The following is a 22,137-nucleotide window of genomic DNA, read 5'->3' as shown; positions in this document are numbered from 1 at the left end:
TTCAAAAAGTAAAAATAGTACTATTTTGATTTTACTTGGTTATTAATTTAATAATTTCAGTAAGTCTCGTAAACTACTTATAGTTTTATAGGCTTTACCATTGGTTTCCTTTTCTGTAACTTGTTCGTGTGCCCACGTAGTATGAAAAGGAACGTGAATAGCATGTGCTTTTATATTTACCAAAGGCAATACATCCGATTTTAGCGAATTACCAATCATTAAAAACTCTGATGGTTTTATATCGAGATGATTCAATAATTTAGAATAATTAGCTTCTTGTTTATCACTTAAAACTTCTATATGATGAAAATATTTTGTTAAACCAGATTTTTCAAGTTTACGCTCTTGATCTAACAAATCGCCTTTTGTAGCTAATATAATGCGGTATTTTTTTGATACATGTTTTAAAACGTCTTCAACCCCATCAAGCAACTCAACAGGTTTATTAAGCATGTCTTTACCTATCTTTAAAATAGCTTCTATACTTTTTGTTGAAATATTATAATTTGATTGTTCCAAAGCACTTTCAACCATCGATAATACAAACGCTTTAATGCCATAACCGTACAGTGGTAAATTATCAATTTCCTTTTTAAACAGTTCTTGGTCTATTTTGTTTAAGGTTTCGTATTCTGACAGTAATTTACCAAACTCTATTTCGGCATCACGAAAATAGGTTTCGTTTACCCAAAGCGTATCATCGGCATCAAAACCAATAACTTTTATGTTTTTATAATCTATTTCCATGCTTTTTTGGCGCGTTCTAAATCTTCTGGAGTGTCAATTTCTACACCTTCGGTAGAAGTTTCTACCATTTTAATACGTTTACCATATTCTAAATAACGAATGCATTCAATTTTTTCTGAAGCTTCTAAAGTCAGCATAGGCAATCTGTAAAAATCTAAAATAGCTTGTTTTCTAAACGCATAAACACCTTTGTGTTTAAAATACCTAACGCCTGCATTTTTATCTCGTGGATAAGGAATGGGGCTTCTGGAGAAATACAACGCAAAGTTTGATTGGTCTACAATTACTTTTACCGTATTTGGGTTGTTTATTTCGTCTTCGTTAGTAATATGCACCATTAATGATGCTAAATCGATGCTTTTATTGTGATCGTCTTTAAAAACGGCAATTAGTTTTTCTAAAGATTCTTTATCGGTAAATGGTTCGTCTCCCTGTACATTTATAACAATATCAATATCTAAAAACTCAACAGCTTCGGCTATTCTATCACTACCACATTCATGCTCTTTTTTACTCATCATGGCTTTACCACCATTATTTACAACTTCATTATAAATAATGTCGCTATCTGTAACAACTAAAACATCATCAAACAAATTGGTGTTTACAGTGGCTTCATACGTGCGAAGAATTACCGTTTTACCTCCCAAATCTTGCATAAGTTTTCCTGGGAAGCGCGATGCACTATAACGTGCGGGAATCATTGATATTATTTTCATCTTCTTTAAATTCTCTGTCAAAAATAGAATAAATATTAGTGGTTTTTAATTTTACAAGATGCAAACTTTATATTTAACTAAAAACCAATAATATAGCAATTAATTAACTTTAAAATATTATAAGTATTTACAAATATATAAACTCAAATATAATTATTATTTCATCATAAAGTTTTCAATAATTAGGGACAACTTTAATTTAAAAAATTCTAAAAAGCTACCACTGCAACTGAAATCGCGTTTTACTATGCTTCAAAAAAATCGTCCTTAAAACCAATAAGATACAATTTTTCTTTGGCTCTGGTAACAGCGGTATAAAGCCATCGCAAATATTCTTTATCAATACCGTTTGGTAAATAAGGTTGCTCAACAAAAACGGTGTTCCATTGACCACCTTGCGATTTATGGCAGGTTATAGCATACGAAAACTTAACCTGCAACGCATTAAAATGTTTGCTCCCTTTTACTTTTAAAAACTTTCGGTAATTGCTGGTTTCATTTTCAAAATCTTTCATCACTTCTTGGTACAACCTATTGGAATCTTCGTAAGATAACGAAGGTGTTTCAGATTCAATAGTATCTAACAATAAAACCGTTTCAAATGGTGGCATTTTAGGGTAATCTACCATTCTAGCCTTCACTTCCGCGAAGCGAAATCCATAAAGTTCTGTAATGCTGAAAATTTCCAGTACTTCAATAATATCGCCATTTGCTATAAATCCTGCTTCGGTGGTTGGTTTAATCCAAAAATAATTATTCTTTACTACCATTAAATAATCGCCGGTAGACAATTCGCTTTCATTAAATAAAATCCGATTTCTAATTTGTTGGTTGTATAAATTGGCCCGTTTGTTACTTCTTACAATAATGGCGGTTTCCTCGTTCCCTAAGGCGCTGTAAGCATCGTTTATGGCATCCATGATTTCTTGACCATCAATAAGCCTAATGATGTCTTTATATTGTGCTAAATCAAACTTAAAAGCATAGTTAAATCCATTTGATAGCGCTTCACGAAGCACGGTGGCATTTGTTAGAATTCCAGAATCTTGTTCTTGCCTAACAACTTCATCCAACTCCATTCGGGTGACCTCTTTATTGTAATTTAAAGCCAGTGAGTTTTCGTCCAATGCAGGACTTAAATCTAATTTTACAGGTGGTAATTGTGCTGTATCTCCTATTAAAAGCAGTTTACATTGGTGTCCCGAATACACATATTGCATTAAATCATCCAACAACGAGCCGTTTTCAAATAATTTGGAATCACCAGGGCTATCAGGTATCATAGACGCTTCATCTACAATAAAAATGGTGTTTTTATGCTTGTTAGGTTGTAATACAAAAGAAACACCTCCACCTTTTTCCTTTTTTGGAAAATATATTTTTTTATGGATAGTAAACGCTTCTTTTCCCGAATAATTAGAGATTACTTTAGCGGCTCTACCCGTTGGAGCCATTAATACCGAAGATTTTTTTGCTTTCCATAAATTATTAACTATAGTGCCTACAATGGTCGTTTTACCAGTACCTGCATAGCCTTTTAGTACATAAAGCGTATTTGGGGCTGTATTAAAAATAAATTCTGATAATTGCTGTAAAACAATATTTTGTTTTATGGTGGGTTGAAACGGAAACTGCTGTTTTATAAGGGAATAAAATTCGGATGAAGACATTAATACTTACAAATTATAAATTATTCAAAGATAGAAATGATTTTTACCGATAATAGATTTTTACGATTAAAAAAAAATTGTAGATTTGCGAAAGACCTTTAATAAACTATTTAAATTAAAAAACGATTATGTTGAAATTTATTCTTATTGCTGTTGCAGCCATACTGCTTACAATTGGCTTGGTTAAGTTAGTTGATAAATACATCCCTTCAAAATTCAAGCCTGTATTACATATAGCGCTTTGGGCTTTAATAGCTTTTTTGGGCTATCAAACTTACATGTCTGTTTACACACCAATTTTATTTAATCAAGAAAAGAATAAGCGTTATGCAAAAGTAATCAAGAATTTAATAGATATAAGAGATTCTCAGCTAGCTTACAAACAAGTAAAAGGTAAGTTTACAGATGATTTTGATGAATTGGTTAAATTTATAGAAACAGGCAAATACACTATAGTACAACGTAAAGATGCAAGTGTTATAGATACTGAATTAACAAAACGTTTTGGAGTAGATACTTATAAAGACATTGTAATTATTGATACATTAGGATACGTTCCTGTAAAAGACTCCTTATTTAAAAACTCTACAAGATACAAAACCATGATGAATGTTCCTGTTGGAAAACCAGGAGAAAAGTTTCAATTACAAGCTGGAATTTTAAAACAAAATGATATAGATATACCTGTATTTGAAGCATCTGTAAAAAAAGATGTTATTTTATACGATCAGGACAGGGATATGGTAATACAAGAAAACCAAGTAATTTCAGTTGATGGTGTTAATGGAGACGCTTTAAAAGTAGGCTCTATGAACGAAGTAAAAACCATTGGAAACTGGCCAAAAACTTATGGCGCAAACGAATAAAGCTTTTAACAAACTAACTAATCTAGAATTGTCCATTCAAATAAGTTTGAGTGGACTTTCTTTTTGTATTCTACAAAGAGATACCAATACCATTACTACTCTAAAAGAAATTAGCTTTCAAAAAAAGCTAAACCCATTGGAACTTTTAGATAATTTAAAACATCTTTTTAATACCGAAAACGTTACCCAAAATACGTATGGTTCTATAAACATTATACACGATAACGAACTTTCAACATTAGTGCCCAAGCCTTTATTTAATGAAGATTGTATTGCTGATTATTTAAAGTTTAATTCTAAAATATTAGTGTCTGATTTTATAGCTCACGATGAAGTAGTTATAAACGATAGTATTAATGTTTATGTGCCCTATATAAATATCAATAACTTTATTTACGACCAGTTTGGGGCATTTACATTCAAGCATGTATCTACCGTTTTAATTGAAGAAATTTTACAGATTGAAAAAAATGCCAGCACCCCAAAAGTGTATGTAAATGTTGGTAAAAGCCATTTTGAAACTATTATAGTTGATAATGCTAAGCTTATATTATATAACACATTTGAGTACAACACACCTGAAGATTTTATCTACTATATTTTATTTGCTACCGAACAACTAAACCTAAACCCGGAAACATTTAATTTGGTTTTTATAGGAGATGTAGCAAAAGATGATGCCTTATATGCCATAGCTTACAAATACATAAGGCACATTGGTTTTGGTAATCGAAATGAAACATTTAAATACGTTGAAGCACCAAAATCCAATCATTCCAATTTCACTTTAATAAAAAGTTTTTAATGCGCATTATATCAGGAATTTATAAAAGCAGGAAAATTGTAGCACCCAAAAAATTACCAGTGCGTCCCACTACAGATATGGCCAAGGAATCACTGTTCAATATTATAAACAACACCTTTTATTTTGATGAGCTAGTTGTATTAGATCTTTTTGCTGGAACGGGCAATATCAGTTATGAATTTGCTTCAAGAGGTACCGAACAAATTACTTGTGTAGATCAAGATTTTGGATGCATAAAATTTATTAATGAAACCGCTGCTGCTTTTAAAATGCCCATACAAACCATTAAAAGCGATGTGTTTACTTATTTAGAGAAATCTACATTACAGGCAAATATTATTTTTGCCGATCCTCCTTACAATTTTTCAGTTGAAGAATTTTCAAAAATTCCAGAATTAGTGTTTAAAAACAACTTATTGCTTGAAGATGGTTTGCTAATAGTAGAACATTCCAAACATACCGACCTCTCCCATTTAAACAACTTTAGCTACTCAAAAAGTTACGGCGGTAACATGTTTAGTTTTTTCGAAAACGTTTAAATTTCAAAAAAAAAACACAACGTAATTGCTTTTTTTTAAGTAAATTAGACTCCTCCTTAAGATAGTCCCCTGTGTCTATCCATTTTGAAATTACATTTATTACTTGAGAAATTCAAGTATGTGTACTTACGCTTATTTTATGGTTAAATAATGAACTAATTTTTAAACCATAAACCAATGAGAAAACTTTTTTTATTAGGATTAGCCGTAATTCTATTTACAGCTTGTGATAACAAGCCACAACGTTATTTTGAAGAATCTGCCGAAATTGAAACAACAAAAACAGGCATTAAAGCTTATGAAGACCAAGATTGGGACACATGGAGAGCTAATTTTGCTGATACAGCAAAAATATATCACAATACCAATAAAGCAGCTTCTCCAGATGAAATGATGGTTGGCATGAAACAAATGTTATCCAACTTTTCATCGTATGGCTTCAATACTAAAGAAGCAGAATATGAAATGATTATTGATAAAGATGGAGATACATGGGTAAACTATTGGAATACATGGCATGGTAAAGCAAAAGTAACAGATAAAGAGCTATCTATTCCTGTACATTTAACCGTTCAATTTGTAAATGGCAAAATAGTTGAAGAATACGCTTATTACGATACATCTGGTATAAGTGCCACTATTTCTGAAATTGAAGCGGCTAAAATGGCCGAGGAAATGCCTTCTGAATAACTACAAGCCATATATTAAGCAAACTATAATCAATTATGAAAACAATTAAAACAACTTTTTTACTGGTATTTATTTTGTGCCTATGCCTTAATGTATCGCAAGCACAAAAAACGTTTTGGGTTCATCAAGACAATGTAAACCCATCTATGATTATGCAATACGAAAAAGTAGCCAAAGAATTTGCAGAAGCCTGTAAGCAGCACAACCCCAAAACAAGTTGGGCTGTTGCAAATACCAACGATTTAAAATACCTATACATTTCCCCCATAGAAAAGATGGCAGATTTAGACGAAGACCCATTTACAGACATGGCAAAAAAAATGGGCGATAATTGGAAAAAAATGTTCCAGGAATTTGATAAATGTTACGATTCGCACGGAAGCTATATCATCCATTTAGTAGAAGATTTAACCTATATGCCCGAAGGTATTAGCATGACCCAAGAAGGACAAGACTACCGTAAATGGTTTTATATTTATTTTAAGCCCGAAAACGCAGCTAAAGTACGCGAAGGTATGAAAGCGGTAAAAGACCTATACGTAGCAAAAAACTCAAAAGAACACTACCGTATTTACCGAAATGGTTTTGGCACCTCCGAAGATTTTTATTTAGTAGCCGTTTCGGCAAAAGATGAAATAGATGGTGCTACAAAAGCCAAAGAAAACGAAGCTGTTTTAGGTCCGGACAGTTGGGAAACTTTCAATAAAGTTATGAGTCATGCCTCACGTTTTGAAGAATATTCAGGAAAAATGCGTCCAGATTTAGCATACGCATCAAAATAATAACCAACCAATGCATTTTTTAAGGGAATAAGCCCTTCTTTAAAACTAAAGAAGGGCTTATTTATGTGTAAGTAAATCTATAAGCCGAATTCTGTATGCCTTAAATCCATTTAAAGTTACCTCTAAACAAATTCAAAACACCCTTATCATTTATCTTAGTGCGTTGTTACCAAAACACTTTAGCTGCCTACCCTCCAACAATCGAGCGTGCCGCCCTCAAACGTTGGTATACATGGCATTGCACCACATAGAGTTTACCTGGTTTCACTACAGCATTACCTGTACATACTTTCTGTTGCACTTTTCCTAACCTCACGGCTGGTGGCCATTAACCACTATGTTGCACTACGGTGTTCGGACTTTCCTCCATCCCGACGAATCGGGACAGCGATAAGGCGATTTACTTCCCGCAAAAGTACAACACTTAACAGGCAATATCCAACAAATAAAAAATTAAAATAACAATTTGGGCGTTACCCACAAGGGGTCGGGCTATACGCTATATCTTTTGGTTTTTTGTCATTCCTGCGAAGGCAAGAATCCACTATCAACACTATAAGTCTATTTTTAGGCAGTCGTCTTATTAATGAAAAACCAAAAGGATGCCGCTTCTATCCCTAACGCAGGGTGTTTGCTGTAGTATATTTAATGAAAACAGTCGTTTTTATACTATGATTTGCACACACTTTTTTATAATTTTCGGCTTTCCATTATTCCAGTTGGCTTATAATGTTCACAATAAACATCTAAACCAAATCTTATAATTAGTGCCACAGCTGATACAGCTAAAGCTTTTAAGCCTATTCCTAAACTAGTTAAAGAAGCTACTACAGCACCTGCAATGTATTTTTTATCAAGAACAACACTTAATCCATTAGAATACCAAGCTTTATATATTTCACTATTAGGGTCGCAGATAGAATTATATATAACTCGTTTTAATGAGGAAAATAGAGTTTTTCCTGTTGATTCATTATTAATTAATTCAGTTGGTGAAGGCAAAAATTTTCTTTCCTCATATGATAATTGATTTTTTGAAAAATTATCAATATCAAATAATAAATTTTTAGTTTTTTGCGGAACTGAACTACCTAGATATTTATAAATATCTTCTTCCGTCTTTGTTGCTACAAATATTCCAGCCTCATTTTGAATTTGGTCAATATCGAATTTTGGTATAAAGCCCTCTCTTATGGAATATAAAGAAACCTCTTCATCAAATCTCTCTATTATTGTTTTTTTGAAAATCTGTCTTGTTCTTTCGGTCTTTATTACTTTGTCATTTCTTAAAACTTCACTTATCAAAGGTTTAGATTTTTCATATTCATTTGTTCTTAAATAACAAATTGCTAGTAAAGTAGTAGCTTCTAAATAAATTCTAGTGTTTTTATTCACCAATTTTCTATTTCCGATAAATCCTTGTTCAGCCAAAGAATAATTCTCTAAATCTAAAGCTAATTCGAACAGCCAATTCTTATATTGTATAAGTTTTGTAATTTGACCAATAGGCTTGAGCATATATTGTAAATCAGAAATAACATTCGATGCCTCTTTTAAATTCTTTTCATTTATTGCCTTAACTAATTGAGGTTCTAAAATTTTTAATCTTTTTTTATGAATATCAGTTAATTTTCGTCTGTTTGTCATACTTATTATTTCATAATTTTAAATACACCCCCCAATATTCTTTTACGAATAGAAATTATATTAATATTCCTTTTATCGAATGCTAAGCTAAATTAGTTGATTTTTTCTACAAACCCAACAAAAACATATCAGCAAAAAACCTTATTTTGTTAATAACTAAATGCTCAATTCAAAACTGAATTTTTACGATTCATTAGCATATCATGTTTACCAACCAATTTTTGACTATTTTTGCACTATTATGCAGGAATTAAAACTTTCAGATTGGTTACCTACCACAAACAAAGAGGTTAAAATACGGGGTTGGGATGCGCTAGACGTTATTTTGTTTAGTGGCGATGCCTATGTAGACCATCCATCGTTTGGGCCCGCCGTTATTGGGCGTATTTTAGAAAGTTACGGTTTACGTGTTGCCATTGTTCCACAACCCAATGTAAACGATAATCTTCAGGATTTTGTAAAATTGGGGGCTCCAAAATTATTTTTTGGGGTTACCGGTGGCTGTATGGACCCCATGATTAGCAATTACAACGCCAACAAAAAAAAGCGTGATAAAGATGCGTACACACCTAATGGCGATATTGGTTTTAGGCCCGATTATGCCACTACGGTATATTCCAATATTTTAAAAGAAAAATGGCCCGATGTGCCAATTTTAATTGGTGGTATTGAAGCATCGTTACGTCGTGTAACCCACTACGATTATTGGAGCGATAAATTGATGCCTACCATTTTAGAAAGCTCAAAAGCCGATATGTTGGTTTACGGTATGGGCGAACAACCCCTGCGTGAAGTGGTGCGCTTGTTACAAAAAGGCGTGCCGTTTAAGAACATTAATACGGTATTGCAAACTGCCATATTAATTGATAATGAAGACGATGTACCCAAAAACAGTAATTGGGAAGATGTTGAAATTAATTCGCACGAAACTTGTTTAAAAAACAAAAAAGCATACGCCACCAATTTTAAAACCATTGAACAGGAAAGTAATAAACTAGCGGCGCGACGCATTTTTCAGAAAGTTGGCACCAAAACATTGATGATCAATCCGCCATACCCTACCATGACGGAAGATGAAATTGATGCGTCTTTCGATTTGCCTTATACCCGATTACCACATCCAAAATACGATAAGCGCGGACCCATTCCCGCTTTTGAAATGATTAAGTTTTCCATCAACATCCATCGTGGTTGTTTTGGTGGTTGTAGTTTTTGTACCATATCGGCACATCAAGGTAAATTTATAGCATCCCGTAGTCAGGAATCTGTAATGCGCGAAGTAGATATTGTGGCAAATATGCCCGATTTTAAAGGTTATTTGTCTGATATTGGTGGCCCCAGTGCGAATATGTATAAAATGAAAGGTAAAATCCAATCTATATGCGATAAGTGTGTAGCGCCTTCATGTATTTCGCCTGTTATTTGTAGCAATTTAGATACGTCGCACAAGCCATTAACCCAGTTATACCAAGCGGTTGATAGCCATCCGAAAGTTAAAAAATCGTTTATTGGTAGTGGAATTCGCCATGATATGTTGGTGCCGGAATTCAACAAAAATGCCGACCCAAAAGAACTTGATGCCTATACGGAAGAACTGATGACCAAGCACGTTTCTGGTAGATTAAAAGTAGCACCCGAACATACCAGCGACCCGGTTTTAAAATTGATGCGAAAACCATCGTTCAGTTATTTCCATAAATTTAAAGAGCGTTTTGACAGAATAAATATAAAAAACAAATTGAACCTGCAATTGATTCCTTATTTTATATCGAACCATCCTGCCTGTGAAGTGGAAGATATGGCAAATTTAGCTGCCGAAACCAAAGACATGGGCTTTCAATTGGAGCAAGTACAAGGGTTTACCCCTACGCCTATGACGGTGGCTACGGTTATTTATTATAGTGGTTACCATCCGTACACACTTAAAAAAGTAAATACCCCAAAAACGCGTCAGGAAAAAGATGAACAGCACCGTTTTTTCTTTTGGTACAAACACGAAAACAAAGATTGGATAAAAAATACCCTTAACAGATTAGGGCGACAAGATTTATTAAAAGTACTCTTACCAGAAAACGATAAATGGCGTAAAAACAAACCAAGCGGCGAAGCAAAACATACCTTTGATGATGCCATTCCTTTTAATCAACGGAAAAATAAGGTTAAGTATAGCGGGAAAAAGAAGCGGAGATAAAAAGCTGAATTCTTTTAGTTTTCATTTGTTAATAACTCCTATTAAATTCTGAATTCTAAATTCTGAATTCTGAATTCATTTTTTAACTTTGTTACTTTAAGAATCTCCATGGAACACTTTGTAGTATCTGCTAGAAAATACCGTCCGCAAACGTTTAAAGATGTTGTGGGCCAGCAGGCTATTACAAACACGTTACTTAATGCCATTGAAAACAATCATTTAGCACAAGCCCTTTTATTTACAGGCCCTCGTGGTGTTGGTAAAACTACCTGCGCGCGTATTTTAGCTAAAATGATTAACAGTGATGGTTCTGAAACGGGGGATGAAGATTTTGCATTCAATATTTTTGAATTGGATGCGGCATCAAACAACTCGGTAGATGATATTAGAAGCTTAACCGACCAAGTGCGTATTCCACCACAAATTGGTAAATACAAAGTATATATTATTGATGAGGTGCACATGCTATCGCAAGCGGCTTTTAATGCGTTTCTTAAAACATTGGAAGAGCCACCAAAGCACTGTATTTTTATTCTTGCTACTACTGAAAAGCATAAAATTATTCCAACCATCCTGTCGCGTTGTCAAATTTTCGACTTCAAACGCATTACAGTAACCGATGCTAAGGACTATTTAAAATACATAGCCGAAGAACAAGGTGTGAAAGCGGAAGATGATGCCTTGCATATCATCGCTCAAAAAGCGGATGGTGCCATGCGTGATGCGTTGTCTATTTTCGATCGTGTGGTTAGTTTTTCTGGTAAAAATTTAACGAGACAAGCGGTTACCGAGAATTTAAATGTACTGGATTACGAAACCTATTTTGAAAGTACCGATCTTATTTTAGAAAACAAAATACCAGAGTTACTGCTTCAATTTAATAGAACCCTTTCTAAAGGTTTTGATGGGCACCATTTTATAGCAGGTTTAGCATCGCATTTCAGGGATTTATTGGTGAGTAAAACTCCCGAAACCATCGAGTTATTGGAAGTAGGCGACGAAACCAAAAGGAAATATTTAGAACAGTCGCAAAAAGCCTCGCAAGACTTTTTACTTCAAGGTATTAATCTGGCTAACGATTGCGACCTCAAATACAAAAGCAGCAAAAACCAACGCTTACTCATTGAATTATGCCTTATGCAACTTGCCTCTATCACTTTTGATGGAGAAAAAAAAAATTCTAGACATTTCATAATTCCGCCTTCGTACTTTCAGAAAAAAGGTATCAAACCGGTACCTGTAACACTGTCAAATAAAGAAGAAAACAAAGCAATACCAATTGTTAAAAAAACGGATGGTTCCAAAAAAGAGGAGACAGCAGTAAACGGCACTTCAAATAACACAAATAAGTTTCAGGTTAATCCACCTGCTAAAATTGAATTAAAACAAGATTTAAAGCGAGCTTCTGGCTTATCTTTAAAAAGTTTAAAGGTTAAAAAAGAACACCTTATTAAACAAATGGATGTAGTGGTAGACGAAGAAAACCTACCTAAAGAACCATTTACAGAAGCCGATTTACTAAAAGCCTGGAACGAATTTATTGTAATCCTTCAAAAAGATGGAAAGCATAATTTAGCATCTATTCTATCTATCGATACGCCAAAAGTAAAAGGAACCGTTGTTCATTTAGAATATCCAAATGCGACTAATAAAATAGAGTTAGAGCGTAACCAATACGACCTGATGTTGTATATACGAAAGACACTAAGCAATTTTGATATTAGTTTATCTGTTACCGTAAACGAAGAATTGGAAAAGCAATACGCTTACACCACACTTGAAAAGTTTGAAAAACTTAAAGAGAAAAACCCCAATATAGATACTTTAAGAAAAACGTTTGACTTAGACATATAAACTATTATATATGAATAAGTTAATTTGCGTTTTATTAATTATTTTTGCCTTTATAAGTTGTAATGGTGGAAAAACAAAAAACGATACCTTAAAAGAATCTGTTGAAAAATTTAAAGATACTTTAGGCACGCTTGAAATTGAAGAATATATACCAAAAGAATATACAGAAATAAATTCAGACACTATTTTAAGCAATGGTTTTAATGTGAAAATTAAAACATTTACTGATATGAATCATAGTGTTGTGAATGAATTCAAACAAGATTCTATCATTTTCAAGCATCATTACAGAGAATTTAATGCTCAAATTAGAATATACAAAGAAGATAAAAAAGTAATTAATTTTCTAGTTAATAAAAATTTTATTATTCAAAATGACCCTTCTTATAATTTGAATAAAGAATTCTATGATAAAATTATAATTCAGAATATATGGCTGTCTGAATATAATTCTACCTTAAATGATAAAATTGTTTTGATTGTTGAGCTTTGTATACCTGAAACAGACAACTGTTTAGCATTCAAAATTGATGTTGATAAAAGTGGAAATTACGAAGTGAAAGAATTCGAATATGACGAAATACTTTAATTATGCTAGGACTTAAATTACCAACTGACCCGCGATGGGTTAATATTGTTGAAAAAAACATAGAAGAAATATTAACCGACCATGCTTTTTGTGAACAAAAAGCAACCAGTACCGCTATTTCTTTAATAGTAAGTTTTCCAGAATACACAGAATTGGTACAAGAAATGACGGCTTTAGTAAAAGAAGAAATTAGTCATTTTAAAATGGTTCATGATATAATTATAAAACGTGGTTGGGTTTTAGGACGCGACAGACGGGATGATTATGTTATTGAATTACTCAAGTTTTTCCCAAAAGGTGGTAGCAGAACGACTCAGTTAGTACACAGATTGCTTTATGCTGCTTTAATTGAAGCAAGAAGCTGTGAACGTTTTAGATTGTTATCGGAAGAATTAAAAGATCAAGAATTAGCAACTTTTTATAGAAATCTTATGGTAAGTGAAGCCAACCACTACACCATGTTTTTAGGATTTGCACGTAAGTATGGCGAAAAAAAAGAAGTCGACACCAAATGGCAACAACTTCTAGAATATGAGAGTCAGATAATAGCTAAATTAGGAAAAAGTGAAACTATACATGGTTAAAATTTATATCCTACACCAATTTGAATGTTAGAATTTTTAGCTGAAATAGCTGAATTTTCATCGAAAACATCTACTAAACCATAGGTATACCTAATTTCGGCAAACAACATGTGCGATAATTTATATTCTACTCCGGCTACACCAGAATAAGCAAAATTTCTTGCACCATCATCCACTTTGTTTACTTTTAATCCAACTTGTGGGCCAAGGGCAAAACGAACTTTTTCGCTTAATCGAAACTTGAATAAAACAGGCGCTTGAATATAATCTAAGTGCCACACTTCAACTCGGGCACCTTCAGCAGAAAATTGTAACTCGGGCGCTAAAGACACTGCTTTAGAGAAACGAATGTCACCAAAAAAACCAATGTAGATACTGTTTCTGTGTTTGTTTGTCATCGGGGTTGCGCTATCAAAATCTAAATTTGAAATATTGTAACCACCTCTTACACCATACTTTACGTCTTGAGAAAATCCATAAAATGAAAAACCAAGTAGTAATATTAATAATATTTTTTTCATAAGTAAATAGGTTTGGGTTATAAATTTTAGCAATTTATGTGTACGAATATATATTATAAAATTACATCGGTGCAATTTTAAAAGGTAAAATGCAAAATTTTACTGTGTATTGCTTGAAACGGTCTGATAATAGATACTTTTTATAATACCATCTGCCAATCCAATCTTTGGTACATATATGTTTTTGGCACCACTCCACTTCATAGAAGATAGGTAAATACGCATGGCAGGAATGATAACGTCTGCCCTATCTTGGTTTAAGTCCAGTTCGGTAATACGTTCTTCATACGAATAGCTTTGAAGCATTTGATAATAAGATGTTAAATAGAAATAGGTTAAGGGTTTGCCCATAGCTTTGTTAGAAACTTTAAAAATTTTATTAATGTTTCCACCAGAACCTAAAAGTGATATTTTATCGTATTCTGCTGTGTGCAACTTTATCCATTGTTCCAATTCTTGCCATGCTTCTTTTGAAACCATATCATTTAACAAACGAACCGTACCAATTTTAAAAGATCTTGAAGCCATCTGATTGCCTTCATGTATAATAGTGAATTCGGTGCTTCCACCACCCACATCTACATATAAATAGGTTTTGCTTGGGTCTATGTAAGAATTCAAATCGGTGGCAGCAATAATGGCGGCTTCTTCTTCACCTCCAATAACATCAATACTAATCTCAGAATTTTTCAAAATTAAGTCCACAACCTGTTTTCCATTGGCGGATTCTCTCATAGCCGAAGTTGCACAAGCTTTATATTTTACTACTTTATGCGACTTCATTAAAAGTTTAAACGCCAACATGGTATCAACTAGGCGTTGGGTATTATCTTTAGAAATTCTATTATTAACAAAAACATCTGCACCCAAACGAATAGGCACACGAACTAACGAGTTCTTTTTAAATTGAACGGGTTTTCCTTTTTGTTCTATAATATTTGAAATAAGCAACCTAACGGCATTAGAACCAATATCGATTGCTGCATATTTTTTAATTGATAGCATACTAATTTTCTAATTTTTTTAAATAATAATTATACGTAGCGAACTGAGACCTTACTTCCTCATTATTATCTATTTTATATTCATTTTCTTGCGCCTCATTTAAAACACGTGCCTTTACATTATCGCTCCAACAAATATTAAAGGTCTCTATAATTTCTTGTTTTATGGAGTCATCATAAATTGGGCAACTTACCTCTACCCTATTTTCAATATTTCTTGTCATCCAGTCTGCCGATGAAATATAAACCTTAGGATTACCATTATTCTCAAAATAATAAATTCGGGAATGTTCTAAAAACTTGTCTACAACACTAATCACTTCAATATTTTCACTCATACCCGGTATACCAGGAATTAAACAGCAAATACCTCGAACAATCATTTGAATTTTAACACCTGCATTGCTAGCTTCATAAAGTTTATCAACCATATTATAACTAGATATGCTGTTCATTTTTAATCTGATAAGACCCTTATTACCATTTTTTACATTCTGAATTTCAGCATCAATCAATTTGAATATTGCTTTTTTGGTATAATGAGGTGATGTTATTAAGTGTTTATATCTAAATATTTTATAGTTGGTTTCAAAAAAGTTAAAAATTTTAGTCACATCTTTCAAAATACGCTGATCTGCGGTAAAAAGTGTATAATCTGTATATATTTTAGCCGTAGATTCATTAAAATTCCCAGTACTTATAAAGCCATAACGTTTTAACTTTTTGCCTTCTTCACGTTCAATAACACACATTTTACTGTGAACTTTCAATCCTTTTACACCAAAAACCAAGTTGATGCCTTCTTCTTCCATTTGCTGCGCATAATCTATATTGGCTTGCTCGTCAAACCGTGCTTGAAGCTCTATAGAAACGGTTACCGATTTTCCATTAATAGCAGCATTAATAAGCGAACTGGCAATATGCGAAATTTGTGCTAAACGGTAAATTGTGATTCTTAGTGTTTTTACTTTAGGGTCCAGGGCTGCTTCTCTTAAAAACTTAACGATGTATGAAAATGTTTGGTAAGGTGCATGAAGCAAATAATCTTTATGTTCTATAGCTTTAAAAATACTAGATTCTAAACTAAGACCTTTAATTGGCAATGCCTCAATTTTAGGATAAAGCAAATCTGTTCTCCCTAAACTTGGGAAACTCATATAATCACGTCTATTATGGTATCGTCCACCTGGTATGATACTATCGGTATTATCAATACCCATTTTAGACATTAAAAATTCTAAAGTTTCTTTATCGATGGTTTTATCATAAACAAAACGTACCGGGTCTCCTATTTGCCTGTGCTTTACGCTGTCGGATATTTTTTCTATAAAACTTTTACTTAAATCGCTTTCAAAATCCAGTTCACCATCTCGCGTTATTTTAATCATATGGGCAGAAACTGTTTTATAGTCAAAAATGTTAAAAATGTAACCTAAACAATGACGTAATAAATCGTCAATCATTATTATAAAACTTTTATCGTCTTTCTTAGGTAACTCAATAAAACGATTGATCGATTTTGGTATTTCAATAAGAGCAAATTGCTTACTATCGTCCTTCATTACCATTCTAACTGCCAAATAAGCAGCACTATCTTTTAAATTAGGTAGTACTACCAAGTCGTTTAAAATAATAGTAACTAATGCCGGACTTACTTTTCTTATAAAATATCTTTTTATGAAATCGTGCTGGGAACTATCTATCTGATTTTCATCTATTACAAAAATATTCTCGGATTCTAAGCGTTTTTGAATACAATCTAAAACTTCTAAGCTTTCACTTTGTTGTTTAATAACTATTTGAGTGATAATGTCTAGTAATTCATTGGCTTTAATACCTCCTAACTCACTTTTCCCTCCTTTACCAGCATCAACAATCCGCTTTACTGTAGCATATCTAACCTTAAAAAATTCATCTAAATTATTAGAAAATATACCTAAAAAACGCAATCTCTCAATTAATGGGACTCTCTCATCTGAAGCTTCTTGTAAAACCCTTGCATTAAATTGCAACCAACTTATTTCTCTATTGATGTAACTATTTGAATGGATTTCTGGTTTTGTCATGCTTGGTAATAATGATGTGATGCTTTCACAAATATATTCTATTTAGGCTAAATAATTTGCTTAAAAGCTAATGATTAAGCAGACTTTTAAGTATTGATAACATATTTAATTACCATTCATAGATTCAAAAATTATATTAATAAAAAAGTTCTTATTTTAAATCTCTTGGAAATAAAGTACTTACAGTTTTTCCTTTATTTAAATCTTTCCATTTATTGATTTCAAACGCAATTGTTACTACACCACAAGTAGGTACATTATCGATATATACATCACCAAATGTATTCACAAAAGCTGTAATGGCGTGGTTATGGCCAAAAACCATTAAAGTATTTATATTATCATCACATTCTTTAATAACACGGATAAGATTGCTTCCTGAAAAATCATATAACTCATGATTTAATTGCAGCATTGAACTATCTATTTTAAGGTTATTAAAAAAGATATTGGCAGTAGTTTTGGTTCTTACAGAATCACTGGAGAAAACTGCATCAATATTTAAACTATTTGCACTCAAATAGGTGGATATGTTATTGGCATCTTTAACGCCTTTTTCGTTTAAAGGTCTTTCATGGTCTATAACATTATGTTCCCATGAAGATTTTGCGTGTCTGACTAAAATTAAGCTTTTCATAATATTCGATTAAGTGTAAATATTATCGGCAAAACGTTGCTTTTATCGATAATATTCATTTTATTTGCTAATTAAAGTTAATAAACAAAATGATAAAAATGCTATTAATCAACAAGTGTTTTTTAAGAATCAAATAATCAGGACGTTAATAATTCATGCCGATGAAAAACCAATTATTTCGTTTAATTGTTTTTAGATGCTTTTAAACGAATATATAAGTGATTTATCATTTTATTTTGACCACTAATATGCTTATACGTTAATTTGTTTCACCTATAAAATTGAAAGTTATGACCCCAAATCTAATTTCACAAATAAATGTAGCATTGTTATTCAATGTTTTTCCCTCACTGTTTTTTCCCTCGAAAACTTTATTATTATTTTTATTGATAATCAATAACTAGACACTAAACAAGTACAATTTAGTCCTTTTTAGTGCCTATAAATATATTTTAATATTATAAAATAACCATATTAGGCCATGAGAAATAAATCTCCTTTAACGTTATACGCATTTTTATTTTCTATTTGTATTTCATTATTTTCTATTACTGAAACAATAGCTCAAGAAAATGGTATTTATGAACTTAATGAAAGTAATTCATTTTCAAGTGATGTATCAAGATCGTCAGAAAATTCTAATAAAAATAAAAAGGGTGACAGGGAACATTTTTATAACCTGATATACAAGCAACATCCAACTTCGTATGTGGGTAATAATGTTATCAAAAAATATAAAGACAACTCATTGGTTTCTAAATTAACATTTAATGATACTAAATCTTTCAATCTGTTGAATCAAAATAATTCTGAGTTTAATAGTATTGAGTTAATAACAGTAGTATTAAACAATCCTAATGATTTAAACAGCAAATTAGACCTAACCGAAATTAGTGGCTTAAACAGTTTAAAATACATTCTTATAAAATGCTATTTTGAATGCTCTAAGCAACAAATTAAAGAGTTTGTGAATACAGACTCCAATGTCAGAGTTTTTTATAAAAATGAAATTCCATCATAAAAGCAAAAGCATAAGATCCATTTAAAAGATTAAGAAATGAAACAACTATACGCTAACAAAACATTTACAAATAGCAGCTCAATTAAATTGATGCTATTTGCCTTTTTGCTTTTAAGTACAATATATAATAGCTACGGTCAAGTTAGAGTTCCTTTTACCCCAAGGACATCAAGCTATACCCCAACTAAAACAAACTATAAAATTAAAGGTGATTTTACCATGATTGGTAATACCAATCTACAATTAGCTGGTTTTACATATCCTACAAATGCTTCTAACATTAACGATATGCAATATGTTGATATTGATGGCGATAGTAATACATGGAACTCATCTTCAGCCAATTTAACATTTTCTACCGAAAATGGAGCTATACCAGATTGTTCTAAAATTATTTATGCAGGGTTGTATTGGACTGGGAGGGCTTTTGGAGATAGCGAAACCGATTCTGAAACATTTCAAGTTACAAAAACTGTACCTACAGGAGGTACTACAACTCAACAAGTAACAAATACTGGTCTTGACATACGTAATGGAAACTCTATAGCCAACACTAATTATAGTCTGAGTATTGCTGGTAACAATCCAACAATATTTACATTTTCTTCATCTGGTGCTGGTGATAATGTTCGATTTCGTTATAATAATAACACTCCTGTAATTGAAGTATCTAGAAATAATGGAAGTTGGACAACAATTTCTTCAAATAGCAGTAATAATGGACAGCAATTTAACAGTCCTTATTTGATATTTTCTGATTCAAATTATACTTTACAAGTTACTTTTCTTAGGTCACAAAATCCAGCAAGAGCTTTAGTAAACGTAACTTACAATCAAACTGTAGCACAAACAACTCAAGTTACTAAAACTTTCAATAAACGCAAAGTTTCCATAAAAGGTCCAACAGCAGCAGCTTATACTGAAGTTACAGCAACAGGTATAGCATTTCCAACAAATGGAGACGACAGAAATATGTACTCTGCTTACGCTGAAGTTACTGATTATGTTAGACAATATGGAATTGGGAATTATTTTGTTGCTGATATTGCCTTAAGAGAAGGTAATGTAGATGGTACAGGCTATTATGGTGGTTGGGGAATGGTTGTTATTTACGAAAACTCCAAAATGAAATGGAGAGATGTTACGGTATTCGATGGACATGCTCATGTAACCAATGGGGTTGCTGACCATACCATAAACGTTTCTGGCTTTAATGCTGTACAAAATGGTGATGTAAATCTGAAACTTGGTCTTATGGCTGGTGAAGGTGATATACAATGGACTGGTGATTATTTTCAAATAGAACAGAGAAATACAGGCTTATATCAACCATTAAGTCACAGTAATAATTCAGCGACAAACTTTTTTAATTCATCCATTTTAACTGGTGGTAATGCTAGGAATCCTAATTATCAAAACAATACTGGATTAGATATAGCTATGTTTAATGTTAATAATACTGGTAATGCAATTATAAATAACAATCAAACATCTACATCATTTAGATATGGTTCTGCTCAAGACACCTATATAATATTTAATATTACATTTTCAGTAGATGCATATGTGCCACAAGTTGATGGTATTTTAACTACAACATCAATTAATGGTAATCCAAATCCACCTACTCAATCACTTGAACCTGGTCAAGCAGCTGGCTATAAAATTGAAATAAGAAATAAGGGAACTGAAGCAACTAATAATACCATAATTACTGTGCCAATTCCTAACTCAATTAATCCTAGTAATTTAAATATAATCAGTAACGTATACGCTCCTTTAACAACAACCAATACTCCTGTTTACAATCCTAGTTTAGGCCCAAATGGCTCTATCGTTTGGGATTTGGGTACTTTACCAGTACCTTCAAATCCTGACACAGTATTGGCAGATATTAGTTTTTCATTAACTGTTACCACCGACTGTTCTAAGTTATTAGACCCATCATTCGATCCTAATGTTGCGCTATATGGTACAGTAAAAGGTACAGGAGCAATCTCTAATATTAACTTTGAAAATGATTTAGTTCTAGGTTATCAAACCTCTGGATTATGCGTTGGAGAACCAATTCCTGTTCCAAGTCTAATAGCCATAAACTATTTAAATTATACAAATCAGCCACCTACAGCAAGTAATCCACTATCTATTTCTGTACAATGTAAAGCCGATGTTCCAAATCCTAATATTTTAGTGGTAACCGATGAAGCTGACAATTCAGGGATACCTCCAATAGTTGCTTTTGTTTCTGATATTTCTGATAATGGTATTAATCCTGAAATAATTACAAGAAATTATAGTGTAACAGATGATTGTAATAATTCAATTAATGTTGAACAAACTATAACAATTTTAGATAATACATTACCTACTATTACCTGTCCTGCTAATGTTTCAGTAAGTGCTGATGCTGGATTATGTACTGCTAGTGGGGTTGCTTTAGGTTCTCCAATCACTAGTGATAATTGTTCAGTTGCTTCTGTGACTAATGATGCTGTTCAACCGTTCGCTTTAGGTGACACAACTGTTACTTGGACTGTAACTGACGGATCAGGCAATACCGCAACTTGTACACAAATTGTAACAGTAATTGATAATGAATTACCTACCATAACCTGTCCTACAAATGTAAATGCAAATACAGATTCTGGTCTATCTACTGCAAGTGGAGTTGTTCTAGGTTCACCTAGTGTAGCTGATAATTGCTCAGTAGCTTCAGTAACGAATGATGCACCTACATCTTTCCCGATTGGTGATACTACTTTTACTTGGACCGTAACAGATGGGTCTGGCAATATTGCAACTTGTACTCAAACAGTAACCATTACTGATAATGAAAACCCAAGCATTGCCTGTCCTGGTGATATCGCTCAAAATGTCGATACAGGGGTTGATGGTGCTGTGGTTACTTATACGGTAAACTTTGCTGATAATGCGCCTGGTACTACCATCGTGCAAACCGCTGGTCTACCTTCAGGAGCTACATTCCCTATTGGAACCACTACCAATACCTTTGTGGTAACGGATGCCTCTGGTAATACGGCGACGTGTAGTTTTGATGTAACCATTACTGATAACGAAAACCCAAGCATTGCCTGTCCTGGTGATATCGCTCAAAATGTCGATACAGGCGTTGATGGTGCTGTGGTTACTTATACGGTAAACTTTGCTGATAATGCGCCTGGTGCTACCATCGTGCAAACCGCTG

The 22,137-nt window shown here is 32.8% G+C and carries 19 protein-coding genes and 1 other RNA gene; 11 read left to right on the top strand and 9 right to left on the bottom strand.

From position 1 onward, the window contains the following. Positions 1-42 precede the first annotated feature (42 nt). The 3 genes from VP395_RS09735 to VP395_RS09725 all read right to left on the bottom strand — a co-directional run bounded on the left by VP395_RS09735 (position 43) and on the right by VP395_RS09725 (position 3,136). Complete coding sequence (locus VP395_RS09735) at positions 43-747, bottom strand: HAD family hydrolase (RefSeq protein ID WP_346241813.1); 705 nt, start codon at positions 745-747, stop codon at positions 43-45. Continuing rightward, the gene (gene kdsB, locus VP395_RS09730) at positions 738-1,466 is read right to left on the bottom strand and encodes a 3-deoxy-manno-octulosonate cytidylyltransferase (RefSeq protein ID WP_346241812.1); all 729 of its coding nucleotides are present in this window, start codon (positions 1,464-1,466) and stop codon (positions 738-740) included. Before kdsB ends, VP395_RS09735 begins: the two co-directional genes overlap by 10 nt. Before the next feature lie 245 nt (positions 1,467-1,711). Continuing rightward, complete coding sequence (locus VP395_RS09725; RefSeq protein ID WP_346241811.1) at positions 1,712-3,136, bottom strand: ATP-dependent DNA helicase; 1,425 nt, start codon at positions 3,134-3,136, stop codon at positions 1,712-1,714. A gap of 128 nt (positions 3,137-3,264) precedes the next feature. Here VP395_RS09725 and VP395_RS09720 point away from each other — a divergent pair, with 128 nt between their 5' ends. The 5 genes from VP395_RS09720 (at position 3,265) to VP395_RS09700 (ending at position 6,818) form a co-directional block, all read left to right on the top strand. Continuing rightward, complete coding sequence (locus tag VP395_RS09720; protein WP_346241810.1) at positions 3,265-4,002, top strand: hypothetical protein; 738 nt, start codon at positions 3,265-3,267, stop codon at positions 4,000-4,002. After that, a complete protein-coding gene (locus tag VP395_RS09715) occupies positions 3,986-4,807 on the top strand; it encodes a DUF3822 family protein (RefSeq protein WP_346241809.1) in 822 nt (273 codons plus the stop codon). Before VP395_RS09720 ends, VP395_RS09715 begins: the two co-directional genes overlap by 17 nt. Continuing rightward, positions 4,807-5,346, top strand: coding sequence for a 16S rRNA (guanine(966)-N(2))-methyltransferase RsmD (rsmD, locus tag VP395_RS09710; RefSeq protein WP_346241808.1), 540 nt, complete (start codon positions 4,807-4,809; stop codon positions 5,344-5,346). Before VP395_RS09715 ends, rsmD begins: the two co-directional genes overlap by 1 nt. Before the next feature lie 177 nt (positions 5,347-5,523). Further along, positions 5,524-6,036 (top strand): nuclear transport factor 2 family protein, encoded by a 513-nt coding sequence (locus VP395_RS09705; protein ID WP_346241807.1) that lies wholly within the window; start codon positions 5,524-5,526, stop codon positions 6,034-6,036. Between the two features lie 35 nt (positions 6,037-6,071). Further along, positions 6,072-6,818 carry a hypothetical protein gene (locus VP395_RS09700; RefSeq protein WP_346241806.1) on the top strand — a complete coding sequence of 249 codons (747 nt, stop codon included), beginning with the start codon at positions 6,072-6,074 and terminating at the stop codon, positions 6,816-6,818. A 64-nt stretch (positions 6,819-6,882) separates the two neighbouring features. Here VP395_RS09700 and rnpB read toward each other — a convergent pair. Both rnpB and VP395_RS09690 read right to left on the bottom strand, forming a co-directional pair. Continuing rightward, positions 6,883-7,225, bottom strand: an RNA gene (rnpB, locus tag VP395_RS09695) — RNase P RNA component class A. A gap of 283 nt (positions 7,226-7,508) precedes the next feature. Beyond that, positions 7,509-8,465: a hypothetical protein gene (locus VP395_RS09690; RefSeq protein WP_346241805.1), complete on the bottom strand. Its 957-nt coding sequence runs from the start codon at positions 8,463-8,465 to the stop codon at positions 7,509-7,511. Positions 8,466-8,706: 241 nt separating this feature from the next. Between VP395_RS09690 and VP395_RS09685 the strand changes: the two genes are divergently transcribed. The 4 genes from VP395_RS09685 (at position 8,707) to VP395_RS09670 (ending at position 13,683) form a co-directional block, all read left to right on the top strand. After that, a complete protein-coding gene (locus VP395_RS09685; protein WP_346242069.1) occupies positions 8,707-10,656 on the top strand; it encodes a YgiQ family radical SAM protein in 1,950 nt (649 codons plus the stop codon). A 108-nt stretch (positions 10,657-10,764) separates the two neighbouring features. After that, a complete protein-coding gene (locus VP395_RS09680; protein WP_346241804.1) occupies positions 10,765-12,510 on the top strand; it encodes a DNA polymerase III subunit gamma/tau in 1,746 nt (581 codons plus the stop codon). 10 nt (positions 12,511-12,520) lie between these two features. Beyond that, positions 12,521-13,099, top strand: a complete 579-nt coding sequence (locus tag VP395_RS09675) for a hypothetical protein (RefSeq protein WP_346241803.1) — start codon at positions 12,521-12,523, stop codon at positions 13,097-13,099. A 2-nt stretch (positions 13,100-13,101) separates the two neighbouring features. Then, the gene (locus tag VP395_RS09670; RefSeq protein WP_346241802.1) at positions 13,102-13,683 is read left to right on the top strand and encodes a MiaE family protein; all 582 of its coding nucleotides are present in this window, start codon (positions 13,102-13,104) and stop codon (positions 13,681-13,683) included. On the opposite strand, the gene VP395_RS09665 is transcribed toward VP395_RS09670, so the two are convergent. The 4 genes from VP395_RS09665 to VP395_RS09650 all read right to left on the bottom strand — a co-directional run bounded on the left by VP395_RS09665 (position 13,680) and on the right by VP395_RS09650 (position 17,911). Next, positions 13,680-14,204, bottom strand: coding sequence for a porin family protein (locus VP395_RS09665; protein ID WP_346241801.1), 525 nt, complete (start codon positions 14,202-14,204; stop codon positions 13,680-13,682). The two genes, VP395_RS09670 and VP395_RS09665, sit on opposite strands and share 4 nt — an antisense overlap. Positions 14,205-14,303: 99 nt before the next feature. Further along, the gene (locus VP395_RS09660) at positions 14,304-15,209 is read right to left on the bottom strand and encodes a Ppx/GppA phosphatase family protein (protein ID WP_346241800.1); all 906 of its coding nucleotides are present in this window, start codon (positions 15,207-15,209) and stop codon (positions 14,304-14,306) included. 1 nt (position 15,210) lies between these two features. Continuing rightward, positions 15,211-17,274: a polyphosphate kinase 1 gene (gene ppk1 / locus VP395_RS09655; protein WP_346241799.1), complete on the bottom strand. Its 2,064-nt coding sequence runs from the start codon at positions 17,272-17,274 to the stop codon at positions 15,211-15,213. Positions 17,275-17,425: 151 nt separating this feature from the next. Then, on the bottom strand, positions 17,426-17,911 hold the full coding sequence (locus VP395_RS09650; RefSeq protein ID WP_346241798.1) for a SixA phosphatase family protein: 486 nt from the start codon (positions 17,909-17,911) through the stop codon (positions 17,426-17,428). 481 nt (positions 17,912-18,392) lie between these two features. Between VP395_RS09650 and VP395_RS09645 the strand changes: the two genes are divergently transcribed. Both VP395_RS09645 and VP395_RS09640 read left to right on the top strand, forming a co-directional pair. After that, positions 18,393-18,932 (top strand): hypothetical protein, encoded by a 540-nt coding sequence (locus VP395_RS09645; RefSeq protein ID WP_346241797.1) that lies wholly within the window; start codon positions 18,393-18,395, stop codon positions 18,930-18,932. Between the two features lie 36 nt (positions 18,933-18,968). Then, a partial coding sequence (locus VP395_RS09640; protein WP_346241796.1) for an HYR domain-containing protein occupies positions 18,969-22,137 on the top strand: 3,169 nt, incomplete at its 3' end.

Source organism: Mariniflexile soesokkakense (genome assembly GCF_039650365.1).
GTDB lineage: Bacteria > Bacteroidota > Bacteroidia > Flavobacteriales > Flavobacteriaceae > Mariniflexile > Mariniflexile soesokkakense.
The sequence above is the reverse complement of the archived record's forward strand: the minus strand, read 5'-3'. Positions and strand labels throughout refer to the sequence as shown.